This is a genomic window from Nocardioides sp. JCM 18999 (assembly GCF_055391175.1).
Genome location: NZ_AP043887.1, coordinates 969,188 through 983,597 on the forward strand (window position 1 = coordinate 969,188; position 14,410 = coordinate 983,597).

Below are 14,410 nucleotides of genomic sequence, written 5' to 3' on the forward strand. Positions count from 1 at the left end.
CAAGATGGTCCCGCTATGAGAGCGATCCTCCTCGGCGGCGGTCTGGCCCTGATCATCTCCCTCCTGGGGACACGTGTGGCCATCGCCCAGTTCACCAAGCTCGGCTACGGCCAGGAGATCCGCGAAGACGGACCCACCACGCACCTGTCCAAGCGCGGGACGCCCACCATGGGTGGCGTCGTGATCGTGCTGGCCACCGTGCTCGGGTACTTCGGCGCCCGGCTCTTCACCGGGATCGCGCCCAGCGCGAGCGCGTGGCTGCTCCTCTTCCTCTTCGTCGGCACGGCCCTGGTCGGCTTCCTCGACGACTTCATCAAGATCTTCCGGCAGCGCAACCTCGGCCTGCGCTCGCGGGCGAAGTTCATCGGTCAGACCGTCGTCGCGGTGATCTTCGGTGTGCTCGCGCTGTGGGACGGCCTCGACGACGACCGCGGCCGCGACCCGGCCAGTCACAGCATCTCCTTCCTCCGCGACTGGAGCTGGACGCTGCCGACGATCGTGGCGATCGCGGTGATCTGGTTCCTGGTCACCGGGTTCAGCAACGCGGTCAACCTCACCGACGGCCTCGACGGCCTCGCCACCGGCGCCAGTGCGCTGGTCTTCGCCGCGTACGTCGTGGTGAGCATCTGGCAGTCCAACCAGTCCTGCGGCAACACCAGCAACGCGAACTGCTACCTCGTCCGCGATCCGCTCGACCTCGCCGTGATCGCCGCCTGCATCATGGGCGCCTGCATCGGGTTCCTCTGGTGGAACGCCTCACCGGCCCAGATCTTCATGGGCGACACCGGTTCGCTCGCCCTCGGCTCGGCCCTGGCCGGCTTCGCGGTGCTCAGCCGGACCGAGCTCCTCGTCGTCGTGCTCGGGGGCATCTTCGTGATCGAGACCCTGTCGGTGATCCTCCAGGTCGGCTTCTTCAAGCTCTCCAAGGGCAAGCGGATCTTCCGGATGGCCCCCATCCACCACCACTTCGAGATGCTCGGCTGGGAGCAGGTCACGGTCGTGATCCGGTTCTGGATCATCACCGCCCTCTTCGTCGCCGTCGGCGTCGGGATCTTCTACGCCGAATGGGTGGTGGCGAATTGACGGCGCCCGACGCGCTGGGTCGCCACGACTCGTGGGACGGCGTGAAGGCGGTCGTCGCCGGCTTCGGTGTCTCCGGGATCGCTGCCGCTGACAACCTGCTCTTCCTCGGGGCCGACGTCACCGCGCTCGACGAGCGCCCCGGCGAGGGCGAGCGGGCCGAACGGGCCGGTCTGCTCGAGCAGCTCGGCGCGAAGATCCGGCTCGAGCCGGGCTCGACCGCGCGGCTGCCCGAGGACGTGGACCTGCTCATCGCCAGCCCCGGCTGGCGCCCCGACGCCCCCCTGCTGGCCGAGGCCGCGGCCCGGGGCATCCCGGTGTGGGGCGAGGTCGAGCTGGCCTGGCGGCTGCGCGACCCGAACCATCCCGCCCCCTGGCTCGCCGTCACCGGCACCAACGGCAAGACCACGACGACCGAGATGCTGGACGCGATCCTGCGCACCGCCGGCCTGCGCTCGGCGGCCGTCGGCAACCTGGGTCGGCCGATCGTCGAGGTGGTGATGGACCCGACGCCGTACGACGTCCTGGCGGTCGAGCTCTCCAGCTTCCAGCTGCACTACACCTCGTCGATGCAGGCCGAGTCGGCCGTCGTGCTCAACCTGGCCGAGGACCACCTGGACTGGTACTCCGAGCTCGGTGGGATGACCGGCTACGCGGCCGACAAGGGCCGGATCTACTCCGGCGTGAGCCGCGCCTGCGTCTACAACGTCGAGGACGCCGCGACCCGCACCCTGGTCGAGGAGGCCGACGTGGCCGACGGTGCCCGGGGGATCGGCTTCACCCTCGGGATGCCGTCCGTGGGCATGGTCGGCCTGGTCGAGGACATCCTCGTCGACCGGGCCTTCATCCCGGAGCGCTCCACCAGCGCCGCCGAGCTCTGCACCGTCGCCGACCTCGGGTCGCCCGCGCCGCACGTGGTCGCCAACGCGCTCGCCGCCGCGGCGCTGGCCCGCGCACACGGCGTCAGCCAGCAGGCGGTTCGCGACGGCCTGCGGGACTTCCGGCCGGGCGGTCACCGGATCGAGACCGTCACCGAGGCGGGCGGCGTCACCTGGGTCGACGACTCCAAGGCGACCAACCCGCACGCGGCCCGCTCCAGCCTGATGGCCTACGACTCGGTCGTGTGGGTCGCCGGCGGGCTGGCCAAGGGCGCCCGGTTCGAGGAGCTCGTCCCCGCCGTGCGGGAGCGCCTGCGGGCGGTCGTCCTCACCGGCGCCGACCGGGACGTGATCGCCGGGGCACTTGCGCGACACGCGCCGGATGTTCCGGTGGTCGAGGCTGGGACCGGTGAGACTGGTGTGGCAGTCATGCGTGCGGTCGTCGAGGCCGCCGCCAGGTTCGCCCAACCCGGAGACACGGTGTTGCTCGCCCCTGGATGCGCCTCGATGGACCAGTTCCGTGACTACGCCGACCGGGGCGACGCGTTCGCCCAGGCGGTTCAGGAGTACGTCAGCAAGGCCTAGCCACGGGTCGGATGGAAGCGGGGTCGCCGATGACGACGGTCAGCAGTGACGACACCGCCGTCCGGCCCCCGCTCGACCTGGCGCGACCCGCCCGGAGCCTGCGTCGCCTGCCCTGGTTCCGCGCCCTCGGCGAGGCCCTCGACCGGCCGCTGACCAACTACTACCTGCTGCTGGTCTCGGCCGCGCTGCTGCTCACGATCGGCCTGATCATGGTGCTCAGCGCCTCCAGCATCTACAGCCTCAAGTACACCGGGAACTCCTACTCGGTGGTCGAGCGACAGCTGATGTGGGTGGCGATCGGACTGCCGGCGGCCTGGCTCGCGAGCCGACTGCCGCTGCGCCTGGTGCGCGGCATGGCCTACCCCGCCTTCGCCGTCTCCCTCGCCCTGCTCGGCGCCACCGTCTTCCTCGGTCACGCGGTCAACGGCAACCAGAACTGGCTGGGGGTCGGTTCCTTCCAGATCCAGCCCTCGGAGATCGCCAAGCTCGGCCTCGTCCTCTGGGCGGCGAACATCTTCGCGAACAAGGAGCGCCGGCTCTCCTCGCCGAACACCAAGGACGCGACGCACGCCATGCTCGTCCCCTTCGGCCCCGGCATGCTGCTCGCGTTCTTCCTGGTGATGGCCGGCAACGACCTCGGCACCGGCCTGGTCTTCGCGGTGATCGCGGCCGGGCTGCTGTGGGTGGTCGGCCTGCCGCTGCGGGTCTTCGGCGCCCTGGCCGCGCTGATGGCCGTCGGTGTCGGAGCGCTGGCCGTGGCCAGCCCGCACCGGCTCGCACGACTGGCGAACTTCACCGACCCGTTCAAGGACCCGCTGGGCGACGGCTACCAGGCCGTGCACGGGCTCTACGCGCTCAGCTCGGGCGGGTGGATCGGGGAGGGCATCGGCGCCTCCAAGGAGAAGTGGGGGAGCCTCCCCGAGGCCCACACCGACTTCATCTTCGGCGTTCTCGGCGAGGAGCTCGGGCTGGTCGGCACGCTGCTGGTCCTCGGGCTCTTCCTGACCATCGCCTTCGCCGCCGTCCGGGTCGCCCGGCAGACCACGGACCCGTTCGTGCGGTACATGACGTTCGGCATCGTGGTGTGGCTGCTCGGCCAGACCCTGATCAACATCGGGATGGTGCTCGCCGTCCTCCCCGTCATCGGGATCCCGCTGCCGCTGGTCTCCTACGGCGGCTCCGCGCTGGTTCCCTCGCTGGTCGCGATCGGACTCGTGATCGGCTTCGCCCGTCGCGAGCCCGAGGCCGCGGCAGCCCTCGCCGCCCGTCAGCAGCGCCGTTCCGCCGGGCTCTCGGTCACCCGCTGAGCCCGGCTAGATTGAGTCTCACCATGAAGGTCCTTCTTGCGGGTGGCGGCACCGCCGGCCACACGTCCCCCCTGCTCGCCACCGCCGACGCCGTACGACGCCTCGCTCCTGAGGCCGAGGTGACCTGCGTCGGCACCGCTCGGGGGCTGGAGACCCGGCTCGTCCCGGAGGCCGGCTACCCGCTCGAGCTGATCCCGCCGGTGCCGCTGCCCCGCTCCCTGAACAAGGAGCTCCTCGGCGTTCCCGGTCGCCTGCGCGGCGCGGTCGCCGCGGCGGGGGAGATCCTCGACCGGGTCCGCCCCGACGTGGTCTGCGGCTACGGCGGCTACGTCAGCCTGCCGGTCTACTTCGCGGCCAAGCGGCGCAAGCTGCCGATCGTCATCCACGAGCAGAACGCCGTCCCCGGCCTGGCGAACAAGGTCGGCGCCCGCCTCGGCGGTCACGGCACCCGGGTCGCGGTCTCCTTCCCCGACACCCCGCTGCCACGGGCCGAGTACGTCGGCCTGCCGATCCGCCGGATGATCTCCACCCTGGACCGGGCCGCCCTGCGGGACCGGGCCCGCGCCGAGTTCGGCCTCGATCCCGACCGACCCACCCTCGTCATCACCGGAGGCTCCCAGGGGGCACGCCGGTTGAACGAGTCGGTCGTGGCCGCCTGGCCGACCCTCGACGCGGCCGGGATCCAGGTGCTGCACGTGATCGGCCCGAAGAACGAGCTCGCCTCACCCGGCGACCGCTATCACGTCCTGCCCTACGTGGACCGGATGGACCTCGCGCTGGCCGCCGCCGACCTGATGGTCTGCCGCTCCGGAGCCTCGAGCGTCGTCGAGGCCGCCGCCGTCGGCGTACCGGCCGTCTTCGTCCCCCTCCCGCACGGCAACGGCGAGCAGGAGCTCAACGCCCGTCCCGTCGTCGACGCCGGGGGCGCCCTGCTGGTCGCCGACGCGGCCTTCACCTCGTCCTGGGTCGAGCGGACCGTCCCGGCGCTGCTCGGCGACCCGGCCCGGCTTTCCGCGATGGGGGCGAAGGCCGCCGCCCTGGTGCCCCGTGACGCCGACGAGCGGCTCGCCACGATCCTGCTCGAGGCGGGCGCCTGATGCGCGTTCCCGTGCCCGAGGTGATCCCTGCGGCGGACGGGCTCGGCCACGTCCACTTCATCGGCATCGGCGGTGCCGGCCTGTCGGCGATCGCCCGGATCATGCTGGCCCGCGGCATCGCCGTCTCGGGGAGCGACGGCACCGACTCACCGGTGCTCGAGGCCCTGCGCGAGCTCGGCGCGACCGTGCACGTCGGCCACGCCGCCGAGCAGGTCGCAGCGGCGGAGACCGTGATCGTGTCCACGGCCGTCCGGGAGGACAACGCCGAGGTCGTCGAGGCGCAGCGGCGGGGCTTGCGGATCTGGCCGCGCAGCGCCGGACTCGCCTCGGTGATGGCCGACCGGCGGGTCCTCGCCGTGGCCGGCACCCATGGCAAGACCACCACCACGTCACTGCTCACCGTCGCCCTCCAGGCCGCAGGTGCCGACCCGACGTACGCCATCGGCGGCGAGCTCACCACCACGGGGACGAACGCCGGCGAGGGCTCCGGAGACCTCTTCGTGGCCGAGGCCGACGAGAGCGACGGGGCCTTCCTGGTCTACCGGCCCCACGCCGCGATCGTGACGAACGTCGAGGCCGACCACCTCGACTCCTGGGGCACCGAGGCCGCCTACCAGCAGGCGTTCGCCGAGTTCGTCGAGCGGATCGACCCGGCCGAGGCCGGGGGCGTCCTGGTCGCCTGCATCGACGACCCGGGCGCCGCCGAGCTGCGCACGGTCGCCGCCGCGACCGGCCGCACCTTCGTCGGCGTGGGCACCCTCGAGTCGGCCGACGTCCGGGCCGTCGACGTGGTCCTGGAGGGTTCCACCTCCGCGTTCACGGTGATCGACGGCGGGATCGAGCTCGGCCGCGTCACCCTCCAGATCCCCGGCCGCCACTACGTGCTCGACGCGCTCGCCGCGCTCACCCTCGGACTGCGACTCGGCTACGCCTTCGACGCTCTCGCCCGCGGCCTGGAGTCCTTCGGAGGCACCCGCCGCCGGATGGAGTTCAAGGGCGAGGCCCCGGTCGCGGGCGGGTCGATCCGGGTCTACGACTCCTACGCCCACCACCCCTCCGAGATCACCGGTGACCTGGAAGCGGCGCGGTCGCTGGCAGGGGAGGGGCGGGTCCTGGTCGCCTTCCAGCCGCACCTGGTCTCCCGCACCCGGATCTTCGGCGCAGAGATGGGACGCGCCCTCGGCGCGGCCGACGAGGTCGTCGTGCTGGACATCTACCTGGCCCGGGAGGAGCCCGATCCGGAGGTGACCTCGGCGCTGGTCGCCGACGCCGTCGGGTTGCCGCCCGCGCTCGTCGGTTCCGTCTCCGGGCTGCCCGAGGCGGCCGCCGCGCTCGCGACCCGGGCCCGCCCCGACGACCTGGTCCTCACCCTGGGGGCGGGCACGATCACCCAGGTCGGCCCGCTCGTCCTCGAGGCCCTGCGAGGCACCGGTGCCTGAAGCGATCACCGCGCCGCCGGAGCCGAAGCCGGACCGTGCCGAGCGGACCGCCCGGCGCACCCAACGCCGCTTCGCCCGCCGGCAGTGGCGACGCCGATGGCTGCGGCTCAAGCCCATCCTGATCACCCTGGTCGTCCTGGCCGGGATCGGCGCGGCCGTGTGGACGATCTGGTTCTCCTCCTACCTCGCCGTGCAGTCGGTCGTGGTCACCGGTACGGCGCGGCTGAACCCCGCCCAGGTCCGGGCCGCGGCCGCGGTCACCCCGGGAACGCAGCTGGTACGCGTCGACGTCGGCAACGTCCGTGACCGGGTCGCCGCCCTCGCGGCGGTCGAGTCGGTGAGCGTCTCGCGTGCCTGGCCCGACCAGCTCTCGATCAAGATCGTCGAGCGCACCCCGATCGCCGTGATCGACCTGGGTGGGCAGCTGCGCGCCCTCGACCGCGACGGCGTCGTCTTCGACTCCTACCGGAAGGCGCCGGCCGCGCTGCCGACCGTGGTCAGCCCCGCCGGCACCGATGCCAAGGCGCTGCGCGAAGCCGCCCGGGTGGTCGCCGCGCTGCCGCCCGTGATCGCACGGATCACCGACCACGTCGCCGTCCGGACGGCCGACGAGATCTCGCTCGACCTGTCCAAGGGACGGACCGTCGAGTGGGGGAGCTCCGCGGACTCGGCGCAGAAGGCCGAGGTCCTCCTGGCCCTCCTGCGGCACAAGGCCACGGTGTACGACGTCTCCGTGCCCGGTCAGCCGACCACCCGCTGACCTTATTTAGCGACACATTCGCGACACACCCGCGTGTCGGCCCGGAATCACCCATCGCGCTGCCTACTGTCTTCCACAACAACAGGTTGACATAACTATAACCCTCAGGATGAGGGTCATGGTTGAGGGAATCCTCCAGACGACGTACGAAACGGGGCGCAGCCGTGGGAGCAGCACAGAACTACCTGGCGATCATCAAGGTCGTCGGCATCGGTGGTGGCGGCGTGAACGCCATCAACCGCATGATCGAGGTCGGTCTCAAGGGCGTGGAGTTCATCGCCATCAACACCGACGCCCAGGCGCTGCTGATGAGCGACGCCGACGTGAAGCTCGACATCGGGCGTGAGCTCACCCGCGGTCTGGGTGCCGGCGCGAACCCCGACGTCGGCAAGCAGGCCGCCGAGGACCACGCCGAGGAGATCGAAGAGGTCATCAAGGGCGCCGACATGGTCTTCGTGACCGCCGGCGAGGGTGGCGGCACCGGCACCGGCGGCGCACCCGTCGTGGCCAAGCTCGCCCGTTCGCTGGGCGCCCTCACCATCGGTGTGGTCACCCGTCCGTTCGCCTTCGAGGGCAAGCGACGCTCCAAGTCCGCCGAGGACGGCATCGAGGCACTGCGCGCCGAGGTCGACACCCTCATCGTCATCCCGAACGACCGGTTGCTCTCCATCTCCGACCGCAACGTCTCCGTGATGGACGCCTTCCGCCAGGCCGACCAGGTGCTGCTGCAGGGTGTGGCCGGCATCACCGACCTGATCACCACCCCCGGCCTGATCAACCTCGACTTCGCCGACGTGAAGTCCGTGATGTCCAACGCCGGCTCGGCGATCATGGGCATCGGCTCGGCCCGGGGCGAGGACCGCACCGTCGTCGCGGCCCAGTCGGCCGTCTCCAGCCCGCTGCTGGAGGAGAGCATCGACGGCGCCCACGGCGTGCTGCTCTCGATCTCCGGCGGTTCCGACCTCGGCCTCTTCGAGATCAACGAGGCCGCCGCGCTGGTGGCCGAAGCGGTCCACCCCGACGCCAACATCATCTTCGGCGCGACCATCGACGACGCCCTCGGCGACGAGGTCCGGGTGACCGTGATCGCGGCCGGCTTCGACGGCGGCGAGCCGAAGAAGAAGGTCGAGTCCGAGGCGCTGCGTCGCCCGGTCCAGACCCAGGAGGAGACCCGCGCCGCGGTCGCCGCCGCGGTCGCGACCCGTCCGGAGACCCTGGCCGCGCAGCCCACCGCTGCTCCGGCCGCTGCTCCCTCGGTCACCTTCGCCGACGACGACCTCGACGTCCCGGACTTCCTGAAGTAGGTCCGTGTACCACTTCCGCACCTCGCTCGGCCCCGTCGATCTGGCCTTCACGGACCGGATCGGCGGGGTCAGCGGTGCGCCCTGGGACTCCCTCAACCTGGCGCTCGCCGGCGGGGACGACCGTGAGGCCGTGGCACGCAACCACGAGCTGCTGCTCGCCGACTTCGCCCCCGGCGCCGACCTGGCCGACCTGGTGCAGGTGCACGGAGCCACGGTCGTCGACGCCGAGCCCGGCACCCGCCCCGAAGCCGACGGCATCGTCACCGACGCCAGCGGCGTGGTGCTGATGATCCGTGCCGCCGACTGCGTTCCGGTGCTGCTCGCCGACCCTGACCGGGGCGTGATCGGGGCTGCGCACGCCGGACGCGCCGGGATGGCCTCCGGCGTCGTTCCCGCCGCGGTGGCGCGGATGCGCGCGCGCGGCGCGGAGCGGGTCACCGCCTGGATCGGCCCGGCCATCTGCGGCGGGTGCTACGAGGTTCCGGCCGACCTGCGTGAGGCCGTCGCCGACCAGGAGCCGGCCAGCGCCGCGACGACGCGGTGGGGCACCCCCGCGATCGACGTCGTGGCCGGCGTGCGGGCGCAGCTGGAGCGGATCGACGTCGCCGTCGTCGAGGCCGGGGTCTGCACCCGCGAGCACACCGAGCTCTACTCGTTCCGACGCGACGGCGAAGGCGCCGGGCGCCACGCCGGCCTGATCCGACTCCGCGGTGATGCCGCATGAGCACGTCGAACGCCGAGTCGCGCCGGGCCGAGCTGGCCGCCAACCTGGAGACCGTCCAGGCACGGATCCACGCTGCCGAGGCGGCAGCCGGCCGCGCCCCGGGCGACGTCCACCTGGTCGTGGTCACCAAGTTCTTCCCCGCCTCCGACGTGCGGCTGCTCGCCGGTCTCGGCGTGACCGACGTGGGGGAGAACCGGCACCAGGATGCCGAGGCCAAGGCCGCGGACTGCGCCGACCTCGCCCTGCGCTGGCACTTCATCGGTGGCCTCCAGTCGAACAAGGCCGCAGCCGTGGCGGCCTACGCCGACGTGGTCGAGTCGGTCGACCGGGCCAAGCTCGTCGCCCCGCTCGCGCGCGGTGCCGCCGAGGCGCAGCGCGACGTCGACGTACTCCTGCAGGTCAGTCTCGACCCGCCGGATCATCCCGGTGCCCGGAGCGGCATCGAGCCCGCCGGGCTCGACGCCCTGGCCGGGCTCGTCGCCGGCACCGAGCACCTCCGACTGCGCGGCCTGATGGCCGTCGCGCCGCTCGGGGGAGACCCCCGCGAAGCCTTCGACCGGCTCGCTCTCATCCGTGCCGACTTCCTGGCCCAGCACCCCGACGCGGACGTGCTGTCAGCCGGGATGAGCGGCGATCTCGAGGAGGCGGTCGCCGCCGGCGCGACACACGTGCGTGTCGGCTCCGCGGTCCTCGGATCACGTCCCCAGGTCCCTTAGTGTCATGTCCAACGAACAACCGGAAGGTCAGATCTCATGAGCGGCGGAATGCGCAGGATCGGTGAATACCTCGGCCTGCTCGAGGACACCGGTCGATACGACGACTACACCGACGAAGTGCCGGCGTACGACGCGGGCGAGACCGCTCCCGTCGCCGACCTCTCCGAGCGTCGACGTCCCCGTCCGGTGCCGGCTCCGGCCCCCGACGTGGAGCTGTCGAAGATCGTCACGGTGCAGCCGCGGACGTACAACGACGCCCGCACCATCGGCGAGAACTACCGGGAGGGCATCCCGGTGATCATGAACCTCAACGAGATGGACGACGCCGACGCCAAGCGTCTCGTCGACTTCGCCGCCGGTCTGATCTTCGCCACCCGCGGCGAGATCGAGCGGGTCACCAGCAAGGTCTTCCTGCTCTCCCCGGCGAACGTCACGGTGGCGGCAGAGGCGAAGGCGCGGATCGCTCAGGGCGGGTTCTTCAACCAGTCCTAGGCGCACCCCGTAGGGTTCAGCACCATGCAGATCGTCGGGGAGGTTCTCTACATCCTCCTGTATGCCTTCATCGGGCTCCTCTGGGTTCGGTTCATCGTGGACTGGGTCCAGGTCTTCGCCCGGCAGTGGTCTCCTCGTGGAGTCCTGCTGGTCCTGCTGGAGGGGGTCTACACCGCCACCGATCCGCCGATCAAGGCGCTGCGCCGGGTGATCCCGCCGCTGCGGATCGGCGGCATCGCGCTCGATCTCAGCTTCCTGATCGTCCTGCTCGCGGCCTACATCCTGCTTCGCGTCGTCGCCTCGACGCTGCTCTGAGCCAGGTCCCGCGAGAGGGGTTCTAGGACGAGCCCGGTGCTGTGTCTCGACACGCGCTATGGTTTCGTCTCAGTATTACCAACAGCAACATTCAGCCTGGTGACAGGTTGTTCTTCCCAAAAACCGCACGAAACTGCGACTACGAATAGGTGGGGTCATGCCACTGACGCCAGAGGACGTGAGCAACAAGAGGTTCACTCCCGTCCGTCTCCGCGAGGGCTACGACATGGGAGAGGTGGACCAGTTCCTCGACGAGGTCGAGGCCGAGCTGGCCCGTCTCAACAAGGAGAACGACGACCTCCGAGCCAAGGTCGCCGCCGCCCAGTCCGGTGAGCCCGTTGCCGCCGCTCCGGCACCGGTCGTCGAGCCCGAGCCGGTGGTCGAGGCTCCTGCCCCCACCCCGGAGCCGGTCAAGGCCCCCGAGCCCGAGGTCGCTGCCGTCGCTGCGCCCGTCCAGACGCTGCGCGTCGAGACGGTGCCCGAGGCGTCCAACGCTGCGGCCAAGCTGCTCGAGATCGCCACCCGCAACGCCGACGAGCTGGTCGAGTCCGCCAAGGACGACGCCGACAAGATCATCGGCGAGGCCCGGACCAAGGCCGAGCGCCTCGAGTCCGAGTCGAAGTCGAAGGCCGACCGGCTCGAGTCCGACGCCCGCCAGCGCGCGCAGATGCTCGACCAGGAGACCGCGGAGCGTCGTACCCAGCTCTTCGGTGACCTGGAGCGGGAGAAGGACAAGCTCGACCTCGACGTCGCGAACCTGCGCTCGTTCGAGCGCGAGTACCGCTCGCGGCTCAAGGGCTACTTCACCCAGCAGCTCGAGTCCCTCAACAGCTTCGGCGGCGAGGCCGGCAACGACGAGGCGCCGAGCGCGCCGAAGCGTCTCCGCTCGATCCTCGGTGAGGACGAAAGCCCGGTCTGAGACCGGTTCGTTCGGTCCACGTCGGAGCCAGTACCGCCCTCGGGCGGTGCTGGCTCCGGGCATTTCGGCACCCTCCGTTGCGGTGTGGTGCATTGAAGCGCGGTGCAACAAGGGACTACAGTCCCGGCGAACCAAGGCGCAACGGCCTCATCCATGGGGGACGGGCTCGTTGCCACTGAGGAGGCAGAGATGGCTCGGACTCCGCTCGGACGGGTCGCTACGGCGGTCAAGAAGGCAACGGGACGCGCGCGCCCCGCCGCAGCGCCCGCGAAGAAGGCCGCCGCGCCTGCGAAGAAGGCCGCGCCAGCGAAGAAGGCCGCAGCGCCTGCCAAGAAGGCTGCAGCGCCAGCGAAGAAGGCCGCAGCGCCCGCGAAGAAGGCCCCGGCACCCGCCAAGAAGGCTGCAGCCCCTGCGAAGAAGGCGGCTGCTCCCGCCAAGAAGGCCGCAGCCCCTGCGAAGAAGGCGGCTGCACCTGCGAAGAAGGCTGCAGCGCCCGCGAAGAAGGCCGCAGCGCCCGCGAAGAAGGCCGCAGCGCCCGCGAAGAAGGCCCCGGCACCCGCGAAGAAGACGGCTGCACCCGCCAAGAAGGCGGCTGCTCCCGCCAAGAAGGCCGCAGCCCCTGCGAAGAAGGCCGCAGCCCCTGCCAAGAAGGCCGCAGTGCCCGCCACGAAGGCAGCCCCCGCTCGGGCGGCGAAGAAGGCGACGGTGCAGAATTCTCCCGTGACGAAGAAGGCTTCGACTGGAAACACCCCCGCCGCCCTGGTGGTCAAGGACGGCGAAGGGGCCTGGACCAAGGCCGAGCTGGCGGAGATCGTCGCCGAGCTCACCGAGCAGCGCACCCACGCGCTCGCCCTCCTCGAGGCCCAGGAGATCGAGCTCTCCGGGCTGATGAAGGACAGCGGCGACGGCGCCGGCCAGGACCAGGCCGACATGGGCGCCACCAGCTTCGAGCGCGACCAGGAGCTCAGCGTCGTCAACTCCGAGAAGGACAAGCTCGCCCAGATCGAGCGTGCCTTCGGCCGCATCGACGACGGCACCTACGGCGTCTGCGAGTCCTGCGGCGAGCCGATCGGGAAGCTGCGCCTGATGGCGTTCCCGCGCGCCACGCTCTGCATGGCCTGCAAGACCCGTGAAGAGCGCCGCTGATCCGTCCGTCGAGTTCGTCGCTCGGGCCGTGCATGAGAACCTTGGCAACGACATGGACGACAACGACGTGACCGGTGAGCCGGCCGCCCCTGCAATGGCCACCGCGGATCGATCGCTCAGTGCTGCCCGGGCCGCGACCGTCGCGGGCCTGGTCGCCCTGGCCGGCGTGACGCTGGACCAGATCACCAAGTCCATCGCCGTCGCGCGGCTCGATCCGAGCGACCCCCAGCAGCTCATCGGGTCGCTGCTCCGGCTGCACCTGACCCGCAACCCGGGCGCTGCCTTCAGCACCGGGACGGGCCTGACGATGGCGCTCTCCGTCTTCGCGATCGCTGCCGCGTGCGTCGTCGGCTGGGTGGTCGTGACCAAGGTCCGCTCGCTCACCTGGGCGATCGCCCTCGGTCTGCTCGGTGCGGGGATCCTCGGCAACGTCACCGACCGACTGTTCCGCGCGCCCGGACCCCTGCGTGGACACGTCGTCGACTTCCTGGAGCTGCCGCACTGGCCGATCTTCAACGTCGCCGACATCTGCATCTCGGCGGCCGCCGTCCTGATCGTGATCCTGTCGTGGCGGGGGATCCGCCTCGACGGCACCCGCGAGGTCCGCGACGAGGTCGCTTCGGCGTGACCAGCTCGGAGCAGCGCACCCTGTTCGTCCCCGACGGTCTCGAGGGCGAGCGCGTCGACGCGGCGATCGCCCGCCTGTTCGGCCTCTCCCGGACCCGAGCGGCCGAGCTCGCCGCCGACGGCCTGGTGATGCTCGACGGCAAGCAGGTCGGCAAGTCCGACCGGGTGCACTCCGGCGCGATGCTGGACGTGACCATCCCGGTCCTGGCCGATCCCCTCGAGATCCACGAGGAGATCGTCGAAGGCATCCGAATCATCCACGAGGACGATGCCATCGTCGTGATCGACAAGCCGGTCGGCGTCGCGGTCCACCCCAGCCCGGGATGGACCGGACCGACGATCGTCGGCCACCTGCGAGCCGCCGGCGTGCGGATCTCGACGTCGGGCGCCAAGGAGCGCGAAGGCATCGTGCAGAGGCTCGACGTCGGCACGACCGGCGTGATGGTGATCGCGAAGTCCGAGCACGCCTACAGCGTGCTCAAGCAGGCCTTCCGGGACCGGACACCGACGAAGGTCTACCACGCCCTCGTCCAGGGCCACCCCGACCCGCACGTGGGCACGATCGATGCGCCGATCGGCCGTCACCCCAAGGCCGACTACAAGATGGCCGTGATCGCCGACGGCCGGCCGAGCATCACCCACTACGAGACCCTCGAGGCGCACCGGTTCGCCAGCCTCCTCGAGATCCACCTCGAGACCGGACGCACCCACCAGATCCGAGTCCACATGAGTGCGACCCACCATCCGTGCGTCGGCGACCACCAGTACGGCGCCGACCCCACCCTGGCCAAGCGGGTCGGTCTGGAGCGGCAGTGGCTGCACGCCGTCCGGCTGGGCTTCGAGCACCCCGAGACGGGGGAGTACGTCGAGTACAGCTCGCCGTACCCGGACGACCTGGCGCACGCGCTCGAGGTCGTCCGCGACCTTCTCTGAACCGAGATCGCTCCTCCGCCGGTCCCCGTTGCTCCGGACCACTACGCTCGTCCCATCGACACGACGGTGTGAGGGCGCCGTCGGAGTC

General features: G+C 71.1%; 15 protein-coding genes. All 15 read left to right on the forward strand.

What is annotated here, in order from left to right:
* The first annotated feature begins 15 nt into the window (after positions 1-15).
* Positions 16-1,083: a phospho-N-acetylmuramoyl-pentapeptide-transferase gene (gene mraY, locus ACZ5J1_RS04670; protein WP_464562985.1), complete on the forward strand. Its 1,068-nt coding sequence runs from the start codon at positions 16-18 to the stop codon at positions 1,081-1,083.
* Positions 1,065-2,543, forward strand: a complete 1,479-nt coding sequence (murD, locus tag ACZ5J1_RS04675) for a UDP-N-acetylmuramoyl-L-alanine--D-glutamate ligase (RefSeq protein WP_464562987.1) — start codon at positions 1,065-1,067, stop codon at positions 2,541-2,543. Before mraY ends, murD begins: the two co-directional genes overlap by 19 nt.
* Before the next feature lie 29 nt (positions 2,544-2,572).
* On the forward strand, positions 2,573-3,850 hold the full coding sequence (ftsW, locus tag ACZ5J1_RS04680) for a putative lipid II flippase FtsW (RefSeq protein WP_464562989.1): 1,278 nt from the start codon (positions 2,573-2,575) through the stop codon (positions 3,848-3,850).
* A gap of 23 nt (positions 3,851-3,873) precedes the next feature.
* A complete protein-coding gene (gene murG, locus ACZ5J1_RS04685) occupies positions 3,874-4,947 on the forward strand; it encodes an undecaprenyldiphospho-muramoylpentapeptide beta-N-acetylglucosaminyltransferase (RefSeq protein WP_464562991.1) in 1,074 nt (357 codons plus the stop codon).
* On the forward strand, positions 4,947-6,386 hold the full coding sequence (murC, locus tag ACZ5J1_RS04690; RefSeq protein WP_464562993.1) for a UDP-N-acetylmuramate--L-alanine ligase: 1,440 nt from the start codon (positions 4,947-4,949) through the stop codon (positions 6,384-6,386). Before murG ends, murC begins: the two co-directional genes overlap by 1 nt.
* Complete coding sequence (locus ACZ5J1_RS04695; RefSeq protein ID WP_464562995.1) at positions 6,379-7,146, forward strand: cell division protein FtsQ/DivIB; 768 nt, start codon at positions 6,379-6,381, stop codon at positions 7,144-7,146. The genes murC and ACZ5J1_RS04695 overlap by 8 nt, the downstream gene beginning before the upstream one ends.
* 164 nt (positions 7,147-7,310) lie before the next feature.
* Positions 7,311-8,450 carry a cell division protein FtsZ gene (gene ftsZ / locus ACZ5J1_RS04700; RefSeq protein WP_464562997.1) on the forward strand — a complete coding sequence of 380 codons (1,140 nt, stop codon included), beginning with the start codon at positions 7,311-7,313 and terminating at the stop codon, positions 8,448-8,450.
* 4 nt (positions 8,451-8,454) lie between these two features.
* Positions 8,455-9,174 (forward strand): peptidoglycan editing factor PgeF, encoded by a 720-nt coding sequence (pgeF, locus tag ACZ5J1_RS04705; protein ID WP_464562999.1) that lies wholly within the window; start codon positions 8,455-8,457, stop codon positions 9,172-9,174.
* Positions 9,171-9,890: a YggS family pyridoxal phosphate-dependent enzyme gene (locus ACZ5J1_RS04710; RefSeq protein ID WP_464563000.1), complete on the forward strand. Its 720-nt coding sequence runs from the start codon at positions 9,171-9,173 to the stop codon at positions 9,888-9,890. The genes pgeF and ACZ5J1_RS04710 overlap by 4 nt, the downstream gene beginning before the upstream one ends.
* A 36-nt stretch (positions 9,891-9,926) precedes the next feature.
* Positions 9,927-10,382 carry a cell division protein SepF gene (locus ACZ5J1_RS04715; RefSeq protein WP_464563002.1) on the forward strand — a complete coding sequence of 152 codons (456 nt, stop codon included), beginning with the start codon at positions 9,927-9,929 and terminating at the stop codon, positions 10,380-10,382.
* Between the two features lie 24 nt (positions 10,383-10,406).
* Positions 10,407-10,697 (forward strand): YggT family protein, encoded by a 291-nt coding sequence (locus ACZ5J1_RS04720; RefSeq protein WP_464563004.1) that lies wholly within the window; start codon positions 10,407-10,409, stop codon positions 10,695-10,697.
* Positions 10,698-10,854: 157 nt separating this feature from the next.
* On the forward strand, positions 10,855-11,616 hold the full coding sequence (locus ACZ5J1_RS04725; RefSeq protein WP_464563005.1) for a DivIVA domain-containing protein: 762 nt from the start codon (positions 10,855-10,857) through the stop codon (positions 11,614-11,616).
* Positions 11,617-11,805: 189 nt separating this feature from the next.
* Complete coding sequence (locus tag ACZ5J1_RS04730) at positions 11,806-12,762, forward strand: TraR/DksA family transcriptional regulator (protein WP_464563007.1); 957 nt, start codon at positions 11,806-11,808, stop codon at positions 12,760-12,762.
* Positions 12,763-12,790: 28 nt separating this feature from the next.
* Positions 12,791-13,390 carry a signal peptidase II gene (locus ACZ5J1_RS04735; protein ID WP_464563009.1) on the forward strand — a complete coding sequence of 200 codons (600 nt, stop codon included), beginning with the start codon at positions 12,791-12,793 and terminating at the stop codon, positions 13,388-13,390.
* Entirely contained in the window at positions 13,387-14,322 is a 936-nt protein-coding gene (locus ACZ5J1_RS04740) for an RluA family pseudouridine synthase (RefSeq protein ID WP_464563010.1), read from the forward strand. Before ACZ5J1_RS04735 ends, ACZ5J1_RS04740 begins: the two co-directional genes overlap by 4 nt.
* Positions 14,323-14,410 lie beyond the last annotated feature (88 nt).

Excerpts from the sequence above, each read along its gene's own strand:
- mraY (WP_464562985.1), top strand. The coding sequence starts at position 16 with ATGAGAGCGATCCTCCTCGGCGGCGGTCTGGCCCTGATCATCTCCCTC.
- murD (WP_464562987.1), top strand. The coding sequence starts at position 1,065 with ATGGGTGGTGGCGAATTGACGGCGCCCGACGCGCTGGGTCGCCACGAC.
- ftsW (WP_464562989.1), top strand. The coding sequence starts at position 2,573 with ATGACGACGGTCAGCAGTGACGACACCGCCGTCCGGCCCCCGCTCGAC.
- murG (WP_464562991.1), top strand. The coding sequence starts at position 3,874 with ATGAAGGTCCTTCTTGCGGGTGGCGGCACCGCCGGCCACACGTCCCCC.
- murC (WP_464562993.1), top strand. The coding sequence starts at position 4,947 with ATGCGCGTTCCCGTGCCCGAGGTGATCCCTGCGGCGGACGGGCTCGGC.
- ACZ5J1_RS04710 (WP_464563000.1), top strand. The coding sequence starts at position 9,171 with ATGAGCACGTCGAACGCCGAGTCGCGCCGGGCCGAGCTGGCCGCCAAC.
- ACZ5J1_RS04715 (WP_464563002.1), top strand. The coding sequence starts at position 9,927 with ATGAGCGGCGGAATGCGCAGGATCGGTGAATACCTCGGCCTGCTCGAG.
- ACZ5J1_RS04720 (WP_464563004.1), top strand. The coding sequence starts at position 10,407 with ATGCAGATCGTCGGGGAGGTTCTCTACATCCTCCTGTATGCCTTCATC.
- ACZ5J1_RS04725 (WP_464563005.1), top strand. The coding sequence starts at position 10,855 with ATGCCACTGACGCCAGAGGACGTGAGCAACAAGAGGTTCACTCCCGTC.
- ACZ5J1_RS04730 (WP_464563007.1), top strand. The coding sequence starts at position 11,806 with ATGGCTCGGACTCCGCTCGGACGGGTCGCTACGGCGGTCAAGAAGGCA.